Origin of the sequence: Haemophilus sp. HMSC066D02 (assembly GCF_001810545.1) — a bacterium.
Lineage (GTDB): Bacteria > Pseudomonadota > Gammaproteobacteria > Enterobacterales > Pasteurellaceae > Haemophilus_D.
In genome coordinates, this window is record NZ_KV801824.1 from 231,046 (window position 1) to 247,732 (window position 16,687).

Annotated in this window: 12 protein-coding genes; 1 reads left to right on the plus strand and 11 read right to left on the minus strand. The window is 39.8% G+C overall.

From position 1 onward, the window contains the following. Positions 1–4: 4 nt before the first annotated feature. Entirely contained in the window at positions 5–2,452 is a 2,448-nt protein-coding gene (gene thrA / locus HMPREF2750_RS08405) for a bifunctional aspartate kinase/homoserine dehydrogenase I (RefSeq protein ID WP_070583412.1), read from the minus strand. A 310-nt stretch (positions 2,453–2,762) separates the two neighbouring features. Here thrA and HMPREF2750_RS08410 point away from each other — a divergent pair, with 310 nt between their 5' ends. Further along, positions 2,763–3,467: a YggS family pyridoxal phosphate-dependent enzyme gene (locus HMPREF2750_RS08410; protein ID WP_049367841.1), complete on the plus strand. Its 705-nt coding sequence runs from the start codon at positions 2,763–2,765 to the stop codon at positions 3,465–3,467. Positions 3,468–3,523: 56 nt separating this feature from the next. Here the strand turns inward: HMPREF2750_RS08410 and murA are convergent, their stop codons facing one another. The 10 genes from murA to HMPREF2750_RS08460 all read right to left on the minus strand — a co-directional run. Further along, positions 3,524–4,804: a UDP-N-acetylglucosamine 1-carboxyvinyltransferase gene (gene murA, locus HMPREF2750_RS08415; protein ID WP_070583414.1), complete on the minus strand. Its 1,281-nt coding sequence runs from the start codon at positions 4,802–4,804 to the stop codon at positions 3,524–3,526. Between the two features lie 8 nt (positions 4,805–4,812). Continuing rightward, positions 4,813–5,070: a BolA family protein gene (locus tag HMPREF2750_RS08420; protein ID WP_005697151.1), complete on the minus strand. Its 258-nt coding sequence runs from the start codon at positions 5,068–5,070 to the stop codon at positions 4,813–4,815. Between the two features lie 13 nt (positions 5,071–5,083). Next, positions 5,084–5,419: an STAS domain-containing protein gene (locus HMPREF2750_RS08425; RefSeq protein ID WP_070583416.1), complete on the minus strand. Its 336-nt coding sequence runs from the start codon at positions 5,417–5,419 to the stop codon at positions 5,084–5,086. Positions 5,420–5,423: 4 nt separating this feature from the next. Then, positions 5,424–6,071 carry a phospholipid-binding protein MlaC gene (gene mlaC / locus HMPREF2750_RS08430; RefSeq protein WP_049371518.1) on the minus strand — a complete coding sequence of 216 codons (648 nt, stop codon included), beginning with the start codon at positions 6,069–6,071 and terminating at the stop codon, positions 5,424–5,426. 21 nt (positions 6,072–6,092) lie between these two features. Then, the gene (gene mlaD / locus HMPREF2750_RS08435) at positions 6,093–6,599 is read right to left on the minus strand and encodes an outer membrane lipid asymmetry maintenance protein MlaD (protein WP_070583418.1); all 507 of its coding nucleotides are present in this window, start codon (positions 6,597–6,599) and stop codon (positions 6,093–6,095) included. Positions 6,600–6,611: 12 nt separating this feature from the next. Then, a complete protein-coding gene (mlaE, locus tag HMPREF2750_RS08440; RefSeq protein ID WP_049366355.1) occupies positions 6,612–7,397 on the minus strand; it encodes a lipid asymmetry maintenance ABC transporter permease subunit MlaE in 786 nt (261 codons plus the stop codon). Continuing rightward, entirely contained in the window at positions 7,394–8,188 is a 795-nt protein-coding gene (mlaF, locus tag HMPREF2750_RS08445; RefSeq protein ID WP_049373952.1) for a phospholipid ABC transporter ATP-binding protein MlaF, read from the minus strand. Before mlaF ends, mlaE begins: the two co-directional genes overlap by 4 nt. A gap of 72 nt (positions 8,189–8,260) precedes the next feature. Continuing rightward, positions 8,261–9,793 carry an apolipoprotein N-acyltransferase gene (lnt, locus tag HMPREF2750_RS08450; protein ID WP_070583428.1) on the minus strand — a complete coding sequence of 511 codons (1,533 nt, stop codon included), beginning with the start codon at positions 9,791–9,793 and terminating at the stop codon, positions 8,261–8,263. Positions 9,794–9,867: 74 nt separating this feature from the next. Beyond that, positions 9,868–10,764 carry a CNNM family magnesium/cobalt transport protein CorC gene (gene corC / locus HMPREF2750_RS08455; RefSeq protein WP_014064936.1) on the minus strand — a complete coding sequence of 299 codons (897 nt, stop codon included), beginning with the start codon at positions 10,762–10,764 and terminating at the stop codon, positions 9,868–9,870. 215 nt (positions 10,765–10,979) lie between these two features. Further along, positions 10,980–16,687: hemagglutinin repeat-containing protein (locus HMPREF2750_RS08460; protein ID WP_186821583.1), on the minus strand; the 5,708-nt coding region annotated here is incomplete at its 5' end.

Below are 16,687 nucleotides of genomic sequence, written 5' to 3' on the forward strand. Positions count from 1 at the left end.
CCTTTTAGTGGTGTAATGTTCTTAAAATATCAGCAAAGATGCCGGCTGCTGTCACTGCGTTACCCGCACCGTAACCACGTAATAGCAACGGAATTGGTTGATAATAACGAGTGTAGAACGCAAGGGCGTTTTCACCGTCTTTCACCTTATACAATGGATTATTTTGATCCACTGCAATGATTGACACTTTGCAGTGGCCATCTTTAATTTGGCCTACGTAGCGCAATACTTTGCCTTCCGCTTTCGCGGCTTCAACGCGTGCTTTAAATTCTGCATCTAATTGTGGCAACATCGCCATAAATTCATCCGCTGATTTGCCTTCAGAGAAGCCTTTTGGTAATACCCCTTCCACTTCCACATCGGAAAGCTCAAGTTCTAGCCCCGCTTCACGTGCTAAAATAAGCAATTTACGTGCCACATCTTGACCCGATAAATCATCACGAGGATCAGGTTCTGTAAAGCCTTTTTCACGTGCAAGTGCGGTCACTTCAGAAAGAGAAAGCCCTTCTTCTAATTTGCCGAAGATGAAAGAAAGTGAGCCTGATAAAATGCCTTCAAAATACTCAAGTTCATCACCCGCTGCCAACAAGTTTTGTAAGTTTTCGATAACAGGTAAGCCTGCCCCTACGTTGGTTTCATATAAGAATTTATGTTGGCTCGCTTGTGCATTACGACGTAATTCGTGGTAATAAGCTAATTCACGGGTATTCGCTTTTTTGTTTGGGGTTACCACGTGGAAACCTTCTTTTAACGCACGCGCATAAAGTCCTGCGACCGATTCAGCCGTTGTACAATCTACGAAGACTGGATTCACTACGTGATGCAATTTAATGAAAGATAACAACACATCAAAATCAGAAGGTTGGGTTGCATTTTCAAGATCAACTTTCCAATTATCTAAATTCAACCCGTTTTCATCCAAAAGCATTTTTGTTGAATTCGCTAAAGCACAAACACGGATTTCAATGTCCTTCTTTGCGAGGTATTCTTTTTGGTGTTTAATTTGTTCAATTAACTCACCACCAACGCCACCGACACCAACTAGAAACATATCGACAACTTTTTTGTTATTAAAAAGGGCTTGGTGAGTTGCTTTCACGGCTTCAATCGCTTTATTTTGCGCTACAACTGCTGAAATTGAACGCTCAGAAGAACCTTGTGCAATTGCTACTAAGCTAATATTCGCTTGAGCCAATGCTGAGAAGAAACGAGCCGCGATACCTTTAGCTTGTTTCATACCATCACCTACAACAGAGATAATAGAAAGATCTTTTGCGACCTCAATTGGTTCTAAGTCATGGGCTTTTAATTCTGCAGCAAATTCTTGTTCTAAAATTGCTTTCGCTGCATCTGCTGATTTTACTGGCACACAGAAGCTAATGCTGTATTCAGAAGAAGATTGCGTAATTAAAATAACTGAAATACCGGCTTTTGACATCGCTGAGAATACGCGAGCGGCCATTCCCACCATACCTTGCATACCAGGACCTGAAACATTGAACATTGCTACGTTATCAAGGTTAGTGATCCCTTTCACTTGTAACCCTTCAGATTTCACATGACCATCAATTATTGAACCAGGCGCAGATGAATTACCAGTGTTTTTAATCACACAAGGGATTTGTTTTGGTAATAATGGACCAATTGTACGTGGATGGATCACTTTCGCACCAAAATAAGAAAGCTCCATTGCTTCACGATAAGAAAGGCTTGGTAATAAACGAGCATCTGGCACTAAACGAGGGTCACACGTATAAACGCCATCCACATCAGTCCAAATTTCACAAACAGACGCATCTAAACAAGCCGCTAAACAGGCCGCTGAATAGTCAGAACCGTTGCGACCTAATAGTACTAATTCACCTTTATCATTACATGCGGTAAAACCTGCCATTAAAACAACCTTATCTTTACCGATACTTTTCGCATCAACGCGTTTTGTCGATTCATCAATATCAACTGAAGATTCTAAGTAACCGCCTTGTGCTAATAATTGCTTAACCGGATCAACAATGTGAACACTGTATCCACGTGCTTCAAACCACGCTTTCATCATGGCAATCGATAATTTCTCACCACGGCAGTCAATGGTCGCCTTAACTTTATCTTCTACTTTGCCAGCTTGGCGGATTTCTTCTAGTAATCCTTTAATTTGAGCAAATTCTGCATCAATGAGGGCTTTAGTCCCCGCAAGATCAAATTTATTATTTTCAGCGTGTAAACCATTAATGATGTTATAGAAAATTTCAATGGCTTCGTTAAAGTGGGTATCGGTTGGTTGGTTTAATGCGGCTTTTTCAGAGAGGGCGACAAGATGATTAGTAATTTTAGCAGGAGCGGATAACACACCGGCTGCTTGTTCTTCTAAATGAGCTTTTTCGATTAATTGAGCTGCTTGCGAGAAACGCTCAGGGTTGGCTAATGAAGTGCCACCAAATTTTAATACGCGCATGATAATATCCTCAGATGTTGTGATTTTTAAATATTAAAAAACCCGCACTAGACTGAATGCGGGTTTTCCTGATCCTGTTTGCTACGCACTAACCCGCCCCATTAATTGTCGTAATGGTCATAATAATGGTGGTAATCGTGAAAGTGCGGTTATTTTTCATGGTGTTTTAAGCTTGAAAAAAAGATGTGATTAGAAATACCGAAAAAGCGCGGGCTTGTCAAACACAAAATCAAAAAAGTGAAGATTTTTTCTAAAAATCATCGCTTTGGTGTAGAATGAAGAGAGTTTCATATTGGTCAGGAAGGAAATGATGACAATTCAACAAGCACTCGAAACCATCCATCAAAAAATTCAAGTCTCCACTCAACTTGCTCATCGTCCTGAAAGTGCGGTCACTTTATTAGCCGTTTCTAAAACTAAACCCAATGAAGCGATTTTAGAAGCCTATCAAGCCGGACAAAAAGCATTTGGGGAAAACTATGTTCAAGAGGGCGTAGATAAAATTCAGTATTTCGAAGCACAGAATATTCAACTTGAATGGCATTTTATTGGCCCATTGCAATCTAATAAAACCCGTCTTGTAGCAGAACATTTCGATTGGATGCAAACGTTAGAACGTGCCAAAATTGCTGATCGTTTAAACGAACAACGTCCTGCGAATAAAGCCTCTTTGAATGTTTTGATTCAAATTAATATCAGTGATGAAGCGAGTAAATCAGGTATTCAACCGAGTGAAATGATTGAGCTTGCAAAACACATCGAAAATCTACCGCACTTACGTTTGCGTGGATTAATGGCGATCCCTGCTCCAACAGATAATGTTGCTGAACAAGAAGCGGCCTTTAGCCAAATGGAACAATTATTTGAGCAGCTTAAAGTCGCTTTCCCTCATCAGCAAATTGATACGCTTTCTATGGGGATGACCGATGACATGCAAACTGCCATTAAATGTGGCTCGACCATGGTGCGTATTGGCACAGCCATTTTTGGGGCGAGAGATTATTCGAAAAAATAATGAATAGAAAATAAAAAAGCGGTCAAAATTGACCGCTCTTTTTTATCTGGATTTAACTAAACTTCTTCGCTCTTTTCAGAGAAACGTTCAATCTTCGCACCTAAGCAACGAAGTTTATCTTCAACGTGCTCATAACCACGATCGATATGATAAATACGATCTACGATGGTTTCACCACTTGCGATACAACCCGCTAATACAAGGCTGATTGATGCACGTAAATCTGTTGCCATCACTTCTGCACCAGAAAGATGCTCAACACCATGACAAACCGCGGTGTTACCTTCGATTTCAGCTTTACCACCCATACGAATTAATTCTGGAATGTGCATAAAGCGGTTTTCAAAGATGGTTTCAGTGATAATACTTGTGCCTTCTGCCACCATGTTTAACAAAGTGAACTGCGCTTGCATATCTGTTGGGAAACCTGGATGTGGTGCAGTACGAATATTGACAGCTTTCGGACGATTGCCATGCATATCTAATGTAATGCTATCTTCTGTGACTTCAACTTCCGCGCCTGCTTCACGAAGTTTATCAATCACCGCATCCATGGTATCCGCTTTAGTATTTTGACATACCACACGGCCACCAGAAATGGCACCCGCAATTAAGAATGTACCGGTTTCAATACGATCTGGCACAATGCTGTGCTCACAGCCTGTTAATCGGTCGACACCTTCAATCACAATGTGATCCGTACCTGCACCTGTAATTTTTGCGCCCATTTTGTTGAGGAAATCAGCTGTATCGACAATTTCTGGCTCACGTGCGGCGTTTTCAATCGTTGTCGTACCTTCAGCAAGCGTTGCAGCCATCATGATAGATAAAGTCGCACCAACGCTCACTTTTTCCATCACAATACGTGTACCTACAAGGCGCTCTGCAACAACTGCTTTTACATAACCTTCGTCAAGCTCAATCGTTGCGCCGAGTTTTTCTAAGCCACTAATATGAAGATCAACCGGACGTGCACCAATTGAACAACCACCTGGTAAAGAAACTTGACCTTGATGAAAACGAGCCACCAACGGTGCTAATGCCCAAATAGAGGCACGCATGGTTTTTACTAATTCATATGGCGCAACGAAGTGATCAATTTTAGAGCAATCTAGTAATACTGCACCTTCAGCATCACGCTCTGCCACCACGCCAAGTTTACGTAAGATCTTTAAGGTGGTATCAATATCTTTGAGTTCCGGTACATTTGTTAATTTAACCGGCTCAGTCGCCAAAATTGCGGCAAAAAGAATAGGAAGTGCAGCATTTTTTGCACCAGAGATGGTTACAGTACCACTTAAGCGAGATTGCCCGCCATAAACACGAAATTTTTCCATAGAAAATCCTAGCTTGCTTGATGTAATAGACGATCCATTTTCCACTTTGCAGTGGTATAGGTTTTAATAGTTAAAGCATGAATTTCGCCAGTTTGAAAGTAAGGCATTAATGGCGCATAGATGGTTTGTTGCTGTTTTAATTTGGAAAGTGCTGAGATCTCATCACTCACGACAATCACACCAAAGTGAGCATTTTCACCTTGAGCATAAACCTCATCTACATTCAGGCTTTCTTTTAAAATACGTTCAATTTCTTGCAGTTCCATTCGGATTTCCGTTTTAATTATGGTCGATAAAAGTGCTAATCCAATGAGATAAATTCACTAAATCAGCAAGAGTTAATAACTGTTCTGGAGGGTTTATCAACCGCACTTTTTTATTTGCTAACTGCTCACAATCGTGTAGAAAATCACACAATAATGCAAAACCGGCAGAATCAATTCGATTGATTTCAGTTAAATCAAATTCAATGAGACTTTGATTGTTTTGCTTTTCTGATAAAAAAGAAGCACGTTGTTGCCATAATGGTAACAACGTGTTGCGGGATAGCTCCCCCGATAATTGGAGAGCTATCTTATCATTATTTTGGATTAAATCCCACTTTAACGCAGTCATTCGCTTATTTGCTCAATGTCACGGGTGCTGCAGCAGATTTTTGAATTTGAGCAGTTAATGCATCAATACCTTGTTGACGTAAGATACCGCTCCATTCATTTTGTTTGGTTACAACCATGCTCACGCCTTCAGCAACCATGTCATAAGCTTGCCATTCGCCAGTTTTACTGTTTTTACGCCATTTAAAATCTAATTTGATTGGCGCTTGTCCACCATTTTGCATGATGTTGACACGAATGCTCACAAGGTTTTTGTCACCCACTTCTTTAGCCGGTTCAATTTGAATATTTTGATCGGTATAAGCGGTTAACACTTGCGCGTAAGCTTGTTCGATAAAATCACTGAATGCTTTAAAGAATTTTTCACGTTGTTCTGGTGTGGTTGATTTAAAGTATGAACCCAACACTAAAGAACCTGCATAGTTTACTTGCACGTAAGGTAATAAATCATTACGCACGATAGTACGTAAATAGTTTGGATCCTTTTTAATTTTTGCCTGATTGTTTTTGATATCGGCAAATAACTTATCTGATGCTTGTTGCATCAACACATAAGGGCTCGTTTCTGCACGTACAGTTTGAGTCACAAAAAGTGCAGTCACTGCAAATGCCATTACGCTAAACCATTTTTTAAACTGAGTAAATTTCATCATAAATCTCCTAAATAAAGATTATTATTTTGCTTCAGGTTCTGCTTTATCAGCATTACCTTCGGCTTTTTTATCACCGTAAAGGAATTGGCCGATTAAATCTTCCAATACCATTGCGGATTTTGTGTCTTGAATTTGGCTACCGTTTTTTAACATCGCGGTTTCACCATCATCAAAACCCATCGTTAAGGCGATATATTGCTCGCCCAATAATCCCGATGTTTTGATCGATAACGAACTATTTTCCGGAATTTCTTTATATTCTTCATTAATCGCGATACTGACTTTTGGTAAGTAAGATTTTTCGTCTAACGTAATGTTAGATACGCGACCAATGACTACCCCACCAAGTTTAAGTGGTGCACGGACTTTTAGTCCACCAATATTGTCAAAAGTTGCAGTTACTGTGTAAGATTTTGTTTCACCAAAACCCTGTACGTTTGCCACACGTAAGCCTAAAAACACTAACGCGGCGATACCGAGTAGTAAAAATAGCCCTACCCAAAATTCATATTTAATTGTTTGTCGCATAAAAATACCCTTTTAGCCTGCCCCAAACATAATGGCAGTTAAGATGAAATCAAGCCCAAGAACCACAAGTGATGCGTGGACAACTGTTCTAGTTGTGGCTTGACTGATACCTTCTGATGTCGGAATACAATCATAACCATTGAATAACGCAATCCACACCACGGCAATGGCGAAAAATACGCTTTTAATAAATCCGTTTAGAATGTCATAGCTCCAGCTGACTGCATTTTGCATCACAGACCAGAAGCTACCAGCATCGACACCTTTCCAATCTACGCCGACAAGCGCACCTCCCCAAATACCAATCGCGGTAAAGAGAAGCGCAAGAATTGGCATCGCAATCAGCCCAGCCCAAAAGCGTGGGGCTATCACTCGACGTAATGGATCGACCGCCATCATTTCAAGACTGGAAAGTTGTTCTGTGGCTTTCATTAAGCCAATTTCAGCCGTTAACGCAGAACCTGCTCGACCCGCAAATAAAAGTGCGGTCACTACAGGGCCTAATTCACGTAATAAAGACAGCGCTACAAGTTGTCCAAGGCTGGTTTCTGCAGAAAAATCGACTAATACCACATAACCTTGCAAGCCTAACACCATTCCAATAAATAAACCTGAAAGCAGGATAATTAATAAAGACTGTACACCTAATACGTGTAATTGCTTCACTAATAAAGGAAAATGTTGACGAATTTGTGGCTTACCCACTAACGCACCAAACAACATAAAGCCTGAGCGGCCTAATGCACGGAAAAATTTGATTACGCTTCGTCCAAGTGAAGAAATCATATCAACGATCATTTAAATAATTCCTCCACATAATCACCTGCCGGATAATGGAATTTTACCGGACCATCTGCTTCACCTTTTAAGAACTGCACCACTTGCGGATCTTGGCTAGCGAGCAGTTGCTCTGATGTTCCTTCGGCAATCACATGTTTATCCGCAATAATATAGGCATAATCCGCAATGCTTAATACTTCCTGTACATCATGGGAAACCACGATAGAAGTTAAATTCAATGCTTCATTCAAGCGTTTAATTAAGCTCACGATCACGCCCATGCTGATTGGATCTTGCCCCGTAAACGGCTCATCAAACATAATTAAATCTGGGTCAAGTGCAATCGCACGTGCTAATGCTGCACGACGCGCCATCCCCCCCGAAAGCTCTGAAGGCATTAAATCTGCCGCACCACGTAAGCCCACCGCTTCTAATTTCATCAACACAATTTGACGAATTAGACTTTCTGGCAAACGCGTATGCTCGCGAATCGGAAATGCCACGTTATCAAACGTTGAAATATCCGTAAATAATGCACCTGATTGGAATAACATTCCCATGCGTTTACGCACTTCGTAAAGCTCACGATTTGAAAGACGACAAATATCTTGTCCATCAAACAAAATCTCGCCTTGTTCAGGATGCAACTGACCACCAATTAATTTCAGTAGCGTGGTTTTCCCGATCCCTGATGGCCCCATAATGGCTGTAATTTTGCCCTGTTGGACTTTCAAATTCAGGTTATCGTAAATCACACGCTCACCTCGTTTAAAGGTCAGGTTTTTGACTTCGATTAGATTTTTATTCATTAAAATCTCATTGGTTTTACAAGAGGAAATTTATTTTCATCTCACGTTAAAAAAGTGCGGTCGTTTTGACTGCTATTTTTGTGAAAGGTTCAAGCGGCGTTTTAATAAGGCCGTGAAGCCACGTAATAACACAAAAATCAATGACAACACATAAATAGGTAAATTACCTAATGCTGCATAAGGCGTTTTACCTTCTGTTGGCACCATTTTATAGGTCAGTGTGGTTTCCTCAAATTGAGGTGCTTGCGCTTCAATGTTGCCTTTTGCATCAATAAACACTGAAATACCCGTATTGGTTGCACGAATTAATGGTTTACCTAATTCGAGCGCGCGCATTCTAGCCATTTGCAAATGTTGCCAAGGGCCAATACTATCACCAAACCACGCATCATTAGAAATAGTCAGCAAATAATCTGTTTCTTTTTTCAGATTTTCACGAAGTTGCTCACCAAAAATAATTTCATAACAAATAGCTGGCGCAAAAGCATGTTGTTTTGCCATAAAAGATGGCTGTACCGCATCGCCACTTTGGAACGCAGACATTGGCAAATTAAATACGGAATTAAGTGGACGTAACAAACTTTCTAGCGGCACGTACTCACCAAATGGTACGAGATGATGTTTGCTGTAACGATTTTTTGTCGTCAACTCATAAGGAAAATCAGGATTCCCTGCCGTCACAATCGAATTTAATAACTTACCGCTTTGTTCATCACGATATACGGTGCCAATCATCACTTCCGTATTTTTCTCTTTTGCGACTTTATCTAAAGCTTCAAAAAATGGTGTAATCGTATTTTCAAGGGTAGGCAATGCTGACTCGGGTAAAATAATTAAATCAGACTTGCCTAAATGCGCCAAAATTTGTTTTTGATAGATGTCTACCGTGGCATAAAGATATTCAGGATCCCATTTTAAATTTTGCTCAATATTACCTTGTGCAAGGGTGACGGTTAATCCTTTATCTCCTTTTGGTTGAACAAAATTTACCTTACCTGCATAAGCACTTAATCCACCCACAACCAATAATAGCAATGCATTCACACCGACTAAATTCCATTGTTTTTTCGATAGTGCAAAAATAAAATTAAAAATGACCGCACTTGCCCAAACGGTAAAGAATGTCAGCCCCGTGACACCAAAAATCGGCGCGATGCCGTAAAACGGACTGTCGATTTGAGTATAACCAAATTGTAACCAAGGAAAACCGGTAAATACCCAACCACGCAAAAATTCAGTTAATGTCCAAATCGCAGCAAAAATGACCGCACTTTGCACCTGAAAACGTTGCACTAAATAAGTGAAAAGCATTGGATAAAGTGCAAGGTAAGCCGAAAGTAAGCCCACCAAGAGATAACTCACGCCAAGGGAAGCGCCACCAAATTGATGAATGCTGACATTTAACCAACTTACACCAAAACAGAAAAAGCCCATCGACCACAAAAAAGTGGAAAAAAGTGCGGTTGATTTTTTGGCATTTTTCGCTACAAACAGTAATCCGCCTAAGGATACATAGGCTAATCCCCAATAATCAAACGGCGAAAAGGCAAATACACCAATCACCCCTGAAATCAGGGCAATAAGATAAATCACTAACTTATTCATTTTATCCATACTATAAAAAAACATTCCCCCTCTTCAGCAAAGAGGGGGCTAAGAATATGATTAGACTGAACAACTTATTCAGCTTGTTCTTCCACGCCTTCCATATCCGATAAATGCTCATCCGGCACAGTTACACGTACCTGAATTAAACGACGGCTATCGGCAGAAGTCACTTTAAATTGAATATTTTCTAACGTAATTTCTTCACCGCGCTTAGGCAAATACCCAAAGGCTTGCATGATTAAACCGCCAATAGTATCCACTTCTTCATCATCAAAATGCGTATTGAATTGCGCATTAAAATCATCAATATCTGTTAGTGCACGTACCGCATAAGTATGACGAGAAAGCTGACGAATATCTGCGACATCTTCCTCATCAAATTCGTCTTCAATATCACCGACAATTTGTTCGAGAATGTCTTCGATGGTCACCAACCCTGATACCGCACCAAACTCATCCACCACAATCGCCATATGGAAACGCTCTGAACGGAAATCTTTTAACATACGATCGACACGTTTACTTTCTGGCACAATCACAACTGGACGTAACAACTTGGAAAGCTCGAATTCTTCTGCATCTTCACGTAAAAACTTAAGCAAATCTTTTGCGTGCAAAATACCTTCAATATTATCGCGGTCATCTGTATCTGCAATCACAGGAAAACGAGAGTGGGCCGATTCAATAATGGTATTCAAACAGGCATCGAGATCTTGATTCGATTCAATAAATACGATTTGCGAGCGTGGAATCATGATATCGCGTACACGAAGCTCTGCGATTTCCATTACACCTTCAATCATCTCGCGAGTATTTTGATCGATTAAATCGTTTTGTTCTGAATCGCGAATCACTTCCACGAGTTCTTCACGGTTTTTCAGCTCACCTTGGAAAAAGCGGCCAATAAGTGATTGGAAAAAAGATTTTTTAGTTGTTTCAGTTTGATTACTCGAATGTTCTTCGTTCATAAAATTAAATGTGTTACTGTCGGATTGATTGCGTAAAAAGTAGCATATTTTGACAAAAATCGCAAAAAACTTAAGCTAACTGGCTGAAAATAAAGTGCGGTTAAAAACATAAAAATTTTTAACCGCACTTTCTAAAATTTAGGAGAATACTAGAAAGATAGAAAAAATTAAGTTATTGCTAATATTTTTTTCTAAATCCAGCATTTCCTCTATTACTATTGTAATTTACCTCTTCCGACGACCCACTCAGGCTTTGCTCCCCCCTCAATCAATAACTGAGTTTTAGCCCCCACATAAGGACCTCGCTGAGATTGAGAACCAACTTCACCAATATTAATAATTGTTCCAGCAGGAATAACTATTTCAGTATATTGATTAGCCTGAGCAATATGAACTTTATTTGGGAGAAATCCCCATTCAGGTATTATTGCCGAGTCAATTGTAGTTTGTAAAGAGCCTCTTGGTTTCTCTAATGCCCAATATGCTCCAAATTCATAAGACTGACCAGGAGTCCAAGCTCTATAAGCTACAATATCTTCAGTTAATTTAATAGTTGCGTATCTCCCACCTGAAAAAGATTTTCTCTTGTTTAAATCTTCTATTGGTCCTGGGCCGGTAGTTGCATCATATCTGCCTAACACAACCCCTGGCACTTTATCTACTATCTTTTTATAATTTTCTCCAGCAAGAGTACCTTGCTTCCATTCGTGATTGCCTTTATTTTCAACACTTTGATACTTAGCTTGCGCAGAATAAGTAGGAGTTTTAATTTTTCTTGGTTTTAAACGACTCGAAGGTCCCTCAATCCCCCCCCCAAATGGAGAATTAAAAATATCTTTTATTTCTGATTCTAGTGGAGATAATTTTCTTGGATTAGTACTTTGAGTAAAATCATATACGTGTTGGAAAATATTAGCCTGATCATAAGCTTCCATTCTTCCAATTACATTCCCTCGATCTATAGATAAGACTTTATTAGAAGACTCTCTCATAATTAAACCAAGATCATCTCTAGATAATTTTCCACTTTTTACTAAGGATGTAATTATTTTTAAACTACTATTTCGTGCAATACTATATTTTTTATTTGCATCATCGCAACCACCACATTTATCATAATAGTCGATAAATATTTCTGAATCAGGTACACCAGATTTTTTCAGAAGCTCTTCAATTTGAAGCATCCGAATTGCATCCTTATCCCCCTTTTTCACCCTTTCTTGTAAACGTTTTCTGAATTTAACACTACCTAGCAAGTTATTAACAACTGCATTCTTCGCAACAATACTCCCAATCTCTCCATTTTTAGAAGCTGTATCAGAATCTGCCCCTCTTACTTTAGAAGTAGTTTGCGCAACAACTTGACCAATAAAACTGGTTATTCCTACAAGAATCTCCTTTTCTTTATTTGATAACTCACTTGAATCAATCCCCTTATCTATCGTCTTAATTTTATCTACGATAGCTTTCATTTTTGCTGTAGTAGAAGATAAAGATTCATCACTCGATACTTCATTAATAATCTTAGAGAGCTTAGCTGCAACTGGTGCAGAAAGTTCCGCAACCCCCGCAGCCAACGCTCCAGATGTACCACTACCACCAAGAGCATTAGCTTCTACTGCACCCCAAAGTGCATGTGCAGCAATATTAGCAACCGTATTTACCTTACCCGACTCATCTGTCGTAGATTTTTTAATCCCTACATTAACATAAGGTGCAGCAGCTGTTGCTGCAATACCTTTTACAGATTGTCCACTTAATGCAGCAACAATTGTAGAAGTGAGTGCATCAGCGGCACGACGATATTTACCACCACTATCCCATTCAGCGGCTTCATCTTCTAAACGTTTTAACTGTAGTCCAACAAGTGCTGCGCCAGTATTATCTTGACGAGCTTCCAGTTCTTTTTTCTCTCCCGATAATCGCTCTATTTCTTGTAATAATGGTGCTTTTTGTCTATCTACATAAGTGTTGACTGCACTTTTAATATTTCCTACTGCCGCTGAAATTTGACGTTGTTCGCTTAAGATTTGATTAACATCTTTTGGTTTATCAACCTCACCGTTAGCTTGATTAATGTCCGTATTAATACCCAAAGCCTGTGCTGTAGTTAGCATTGGTGTAGTATCTTTATTTAAGGTAATCTTGCCTTCAGTTAAGGTTGCTCGTGTTACTGAGTCATCAGAATTTGACTCTTTCATCGGCAACCCACCACTAAAGCTTCCTGTCAAAGATGTTGGACCATTCGATGAAAAGCTGTCCTTCATTTTCGTGCCAATTTGGCTAAATGGAGACCCACCTGATGATGAATTATCTTTTGGTGCACTACCACCTTTGCTATAGCTTGCACTAAATGACATACTCGAAGCATCACTGTGACTTTCATTTTGAATATCTTCAAAAGTTAGCTTATTGGTTGCTAATTCACTATTAGCCGGATTCGTACTGGTAATCGCAGCCCCTTTTAAGTGAACATTCTTCGCATTCACATGATATCCGCCTTCTTCAGCAAATAATCCTGCTTGCTCTTTCACCTGTTTATAGCCTGACTCACCTTTTTCTGAATTAGCATAACCACTTACACGCCAGTTGTTTCCCCATCCGAACTCAACCTCTAAACCACCGCCGCTCGATTTGGTCTCAAATTTGTTTTCATCTTGCACACTCGCAATATTGAGATTTCCACCTACATTTGCATTGATCGTTTTAGCTTTTGCTGTCGTACCCGTTAAGGTAGTATCACCTTGAGTATTGATATTCAAGGTTTCAGTATTAAGATGGCTATTGGTATAGTTCACCCCTTCCACATTAGTTTTACTGCTTGAACCACCTACACGAGCATAAATACCGATACCGGTTTGTGCACCAATTGTTGCTGCCATCCCGACTTCGACACCTGCACTTTGTGAACGAGCATGTTGATCTACCGTGCTCTTACCTGGATCAATCGTTAGATTATTAGCATTAAAGGTTACGCTACTGTCTTTTAAGCGGTTACCCTTTTCATCTACAGACGTAATATCTGCATGGGTGATATTAATATTCCCTAACTGCGGATTACCTTGTGCATTTGTGCTGCCATCACCGCGTGCAGTAAACTCAATTTCTTTCGCGTTGAATAGGTTGCCTTGGCTGGTATGCTGATAGCTGTCTTCTTTCTTACGACTATGAGCCACCCCTGTACCTGATTCCACACGAATTAAATAAGATGCACCACCCTGCCCTTGGAATGCAGATGCCAAGTTATAGGCTTGTGCTGCAACACTCATGATATTTGCAGCTTGCACACGATCTGAGGCATTCTTATTTTTTATAGTGCTTTCAATACTATTGATTAAATCAATAATTGGTGATTTCACACGAGTAAATTGGCCAAATTTTAGATCGCTTTCGCTTTGTTTATATTTATCGGTATTAAAAGCTGAATCCACAATAATATTTTGTGCATTAATGGAAGCTTTATCTTTTGATAAAATTTCTGCTGATGTTTGACGATAATCTTTACCAGCGTATACTTCTACCTTATCACCTAAGCTCGCTAATTGCGCTTTTTCATGGTGAGTAAAGTTACCATCTTGGTTAAAACGAGTACGGTTATAACCATAGAAGCGTTCAGAATCTGAAATAACAGCCTCACCTACCGCATGTCCTTTACGTTGCTGCGTTGTCTCTTGTGTGGTAACCGCTGTATCTAAAACAACATTACCCTCTGCAGATAATTGATTTTTACCCTCAGACACAATTTTGGCACCTTTAGCATGAATATCACCTTTTTGTGCCACTATTTGGTTATTACCGCCTACAGAAATAGTCGTTGATACTTCTTGTATTTGAGTTGCATCGCCATTTTCACGTTGAGTGTGTACACCAAAAAGGTATTTATTCGCATCACCTAAACTAAATCCTTTATCTGAAGTATTGGCCTGCTGAGTATAAGTATTCTCAGCTGTTCCTAACTCAATATTATTTGAAGCTAAGAATGTTGCACCTTTCTCTGCTGCAATTTGTGTACCTTGTGTGCGAATATCACCTTCAGATGCTACTACATTAAGTTGTCCGCCTGCATTAAGTGCGGTCACTTTTGCTGTTGTTTCTACTGTAGTTTTATCTGACTTACTGCGTTTATGTTCCAAATACGGCACGATACCACGGCTCATTAATTCCACTGAATCTGCACCGGCTTCAGCAATGGAGTTAATTTTTCCTACAACAGTTTCTGTACCACCTTGTTTTTGGCGTTGTTTATATTGATCTACCGCTTTCACAGTTGGATCGTAAACCATGCTTAAACCAAAACCACTTGTTTTACTTGTTTTGTGTACTTCAGTGTGATGAATTTCCTTAGCCGCTTCTAGATTAACTTGTTTTGCATGTAGATCAAATTGATCCTGACTGTTTAAATCAGAACCTCGCACAGTCAAGACATTTTCTGCGACTAAAGTTGCAGTACCAGCTGTTAATTGGCTACCTGCAGCTTCTAAGCTGACGGATTTGCTGTCTAGATTAGACTTGCTTTTCTCATAACCAACTTTTGCTACACCACCTTTAAAACTTGAGGCTAAACCAGAACGTTTTTTCTCGTAATGTTCTTCAACATAAGCGTGATTTTCCGCCTCTTTCACATTAACGTTCTTAGCTTGCACCAATAAGCCATCTTGTGCAGTAATCGAAGAGCCTTTAACTGTCGCATTTGCATCTTGTGAATAAACAATAACATCCTTACCATTTACTTCACTGCCTTTGCTAAGGTCATAATCATGATGATGACGCATTTCTTCGGTTTCTTTTGTTAAGAAACCTTTCGATGTTTGTTTATTTCGGCGATCTAAATGCTCAATATCTCGTCCTTCTTCGAGCTTCACTTCACCTTTTGAGGCAATAATGGTTCTACCTTCCTCACTATTAACCTTAGCTTGACGAAGCGTTGTTTCTTCTTGCCCCACTAAACGAGTGCCTTCTTTGCCCTCAATAACAGAGCCTACTTCACCTTCTTTATCTAAGTGATAATGATGGTTATCGCTAAAGTCATAGTGTTCTTTACTGCTTTGCTTCTCAGTCGTCACCAAAAGTTTACCTTTGGCATTTACATCAACCGTGCCTGCCGATTTCACATTTGCTGCTTTTATCGTGATATCACCACCACTTTGAATGGATAACTCACCACCTTTACCTGTTACCTTCAATTCACTTTGACGATCAACTTGTTTATTCCCGGTTTCGGTACGACCTAATTGGCTTTGTGTTTCTGTTGTGGTTGCACCAAGCTCTACAGATTTTCCACCGTATAGAGACAAGCTATCTGCAGCCACAATCTTACCGCCAAGGTTCACTAATTTTTGCTCAGCATTAAGGTTGACGTTATCAGCAAAAACCAAACCTTTGTTCTCTAAATTTTGACCGTATAAGTTCACTAGGTTTGACGCAAGCACCGTCCCTTCGTTGGTCATATCCTTCACTGAGCCTACAATGCTATCCCCCGAGATCACGGAACCTGTTGGGGTAACTTGAGCACGGTTAGACGCCAAGTAAATTTTCGGCGTTAACACATTGATTTTCTTGCCGCTTGGAAGCGTCACTTCCTGATTTACCATCCACACTAAATCAGTAGTGAGTTCCGACATTTGCTTTTCAGTTAACGCGACACCTGGTACTAAATTTAATTTTTTGGCGTAATGAACACCGTTATTCATCAAACCTTGATATTGCTCTAAATCATTTTGATAACCTTCAAGATAACGGCGACCGGTTAACTGATTAATTTGCTCATTAACTAAACGTAACTCATAAAAACCATCCCCGAGACGTTTAAGCATATTGTCTGGGTTATAGCGTAATTTATTGAACATATAATCCGAGCTCAACCATTTTTGCTTATTCGCAAAACGTGGATCAGTTTCAATCACATAGCCTTTTGGTGCATTAG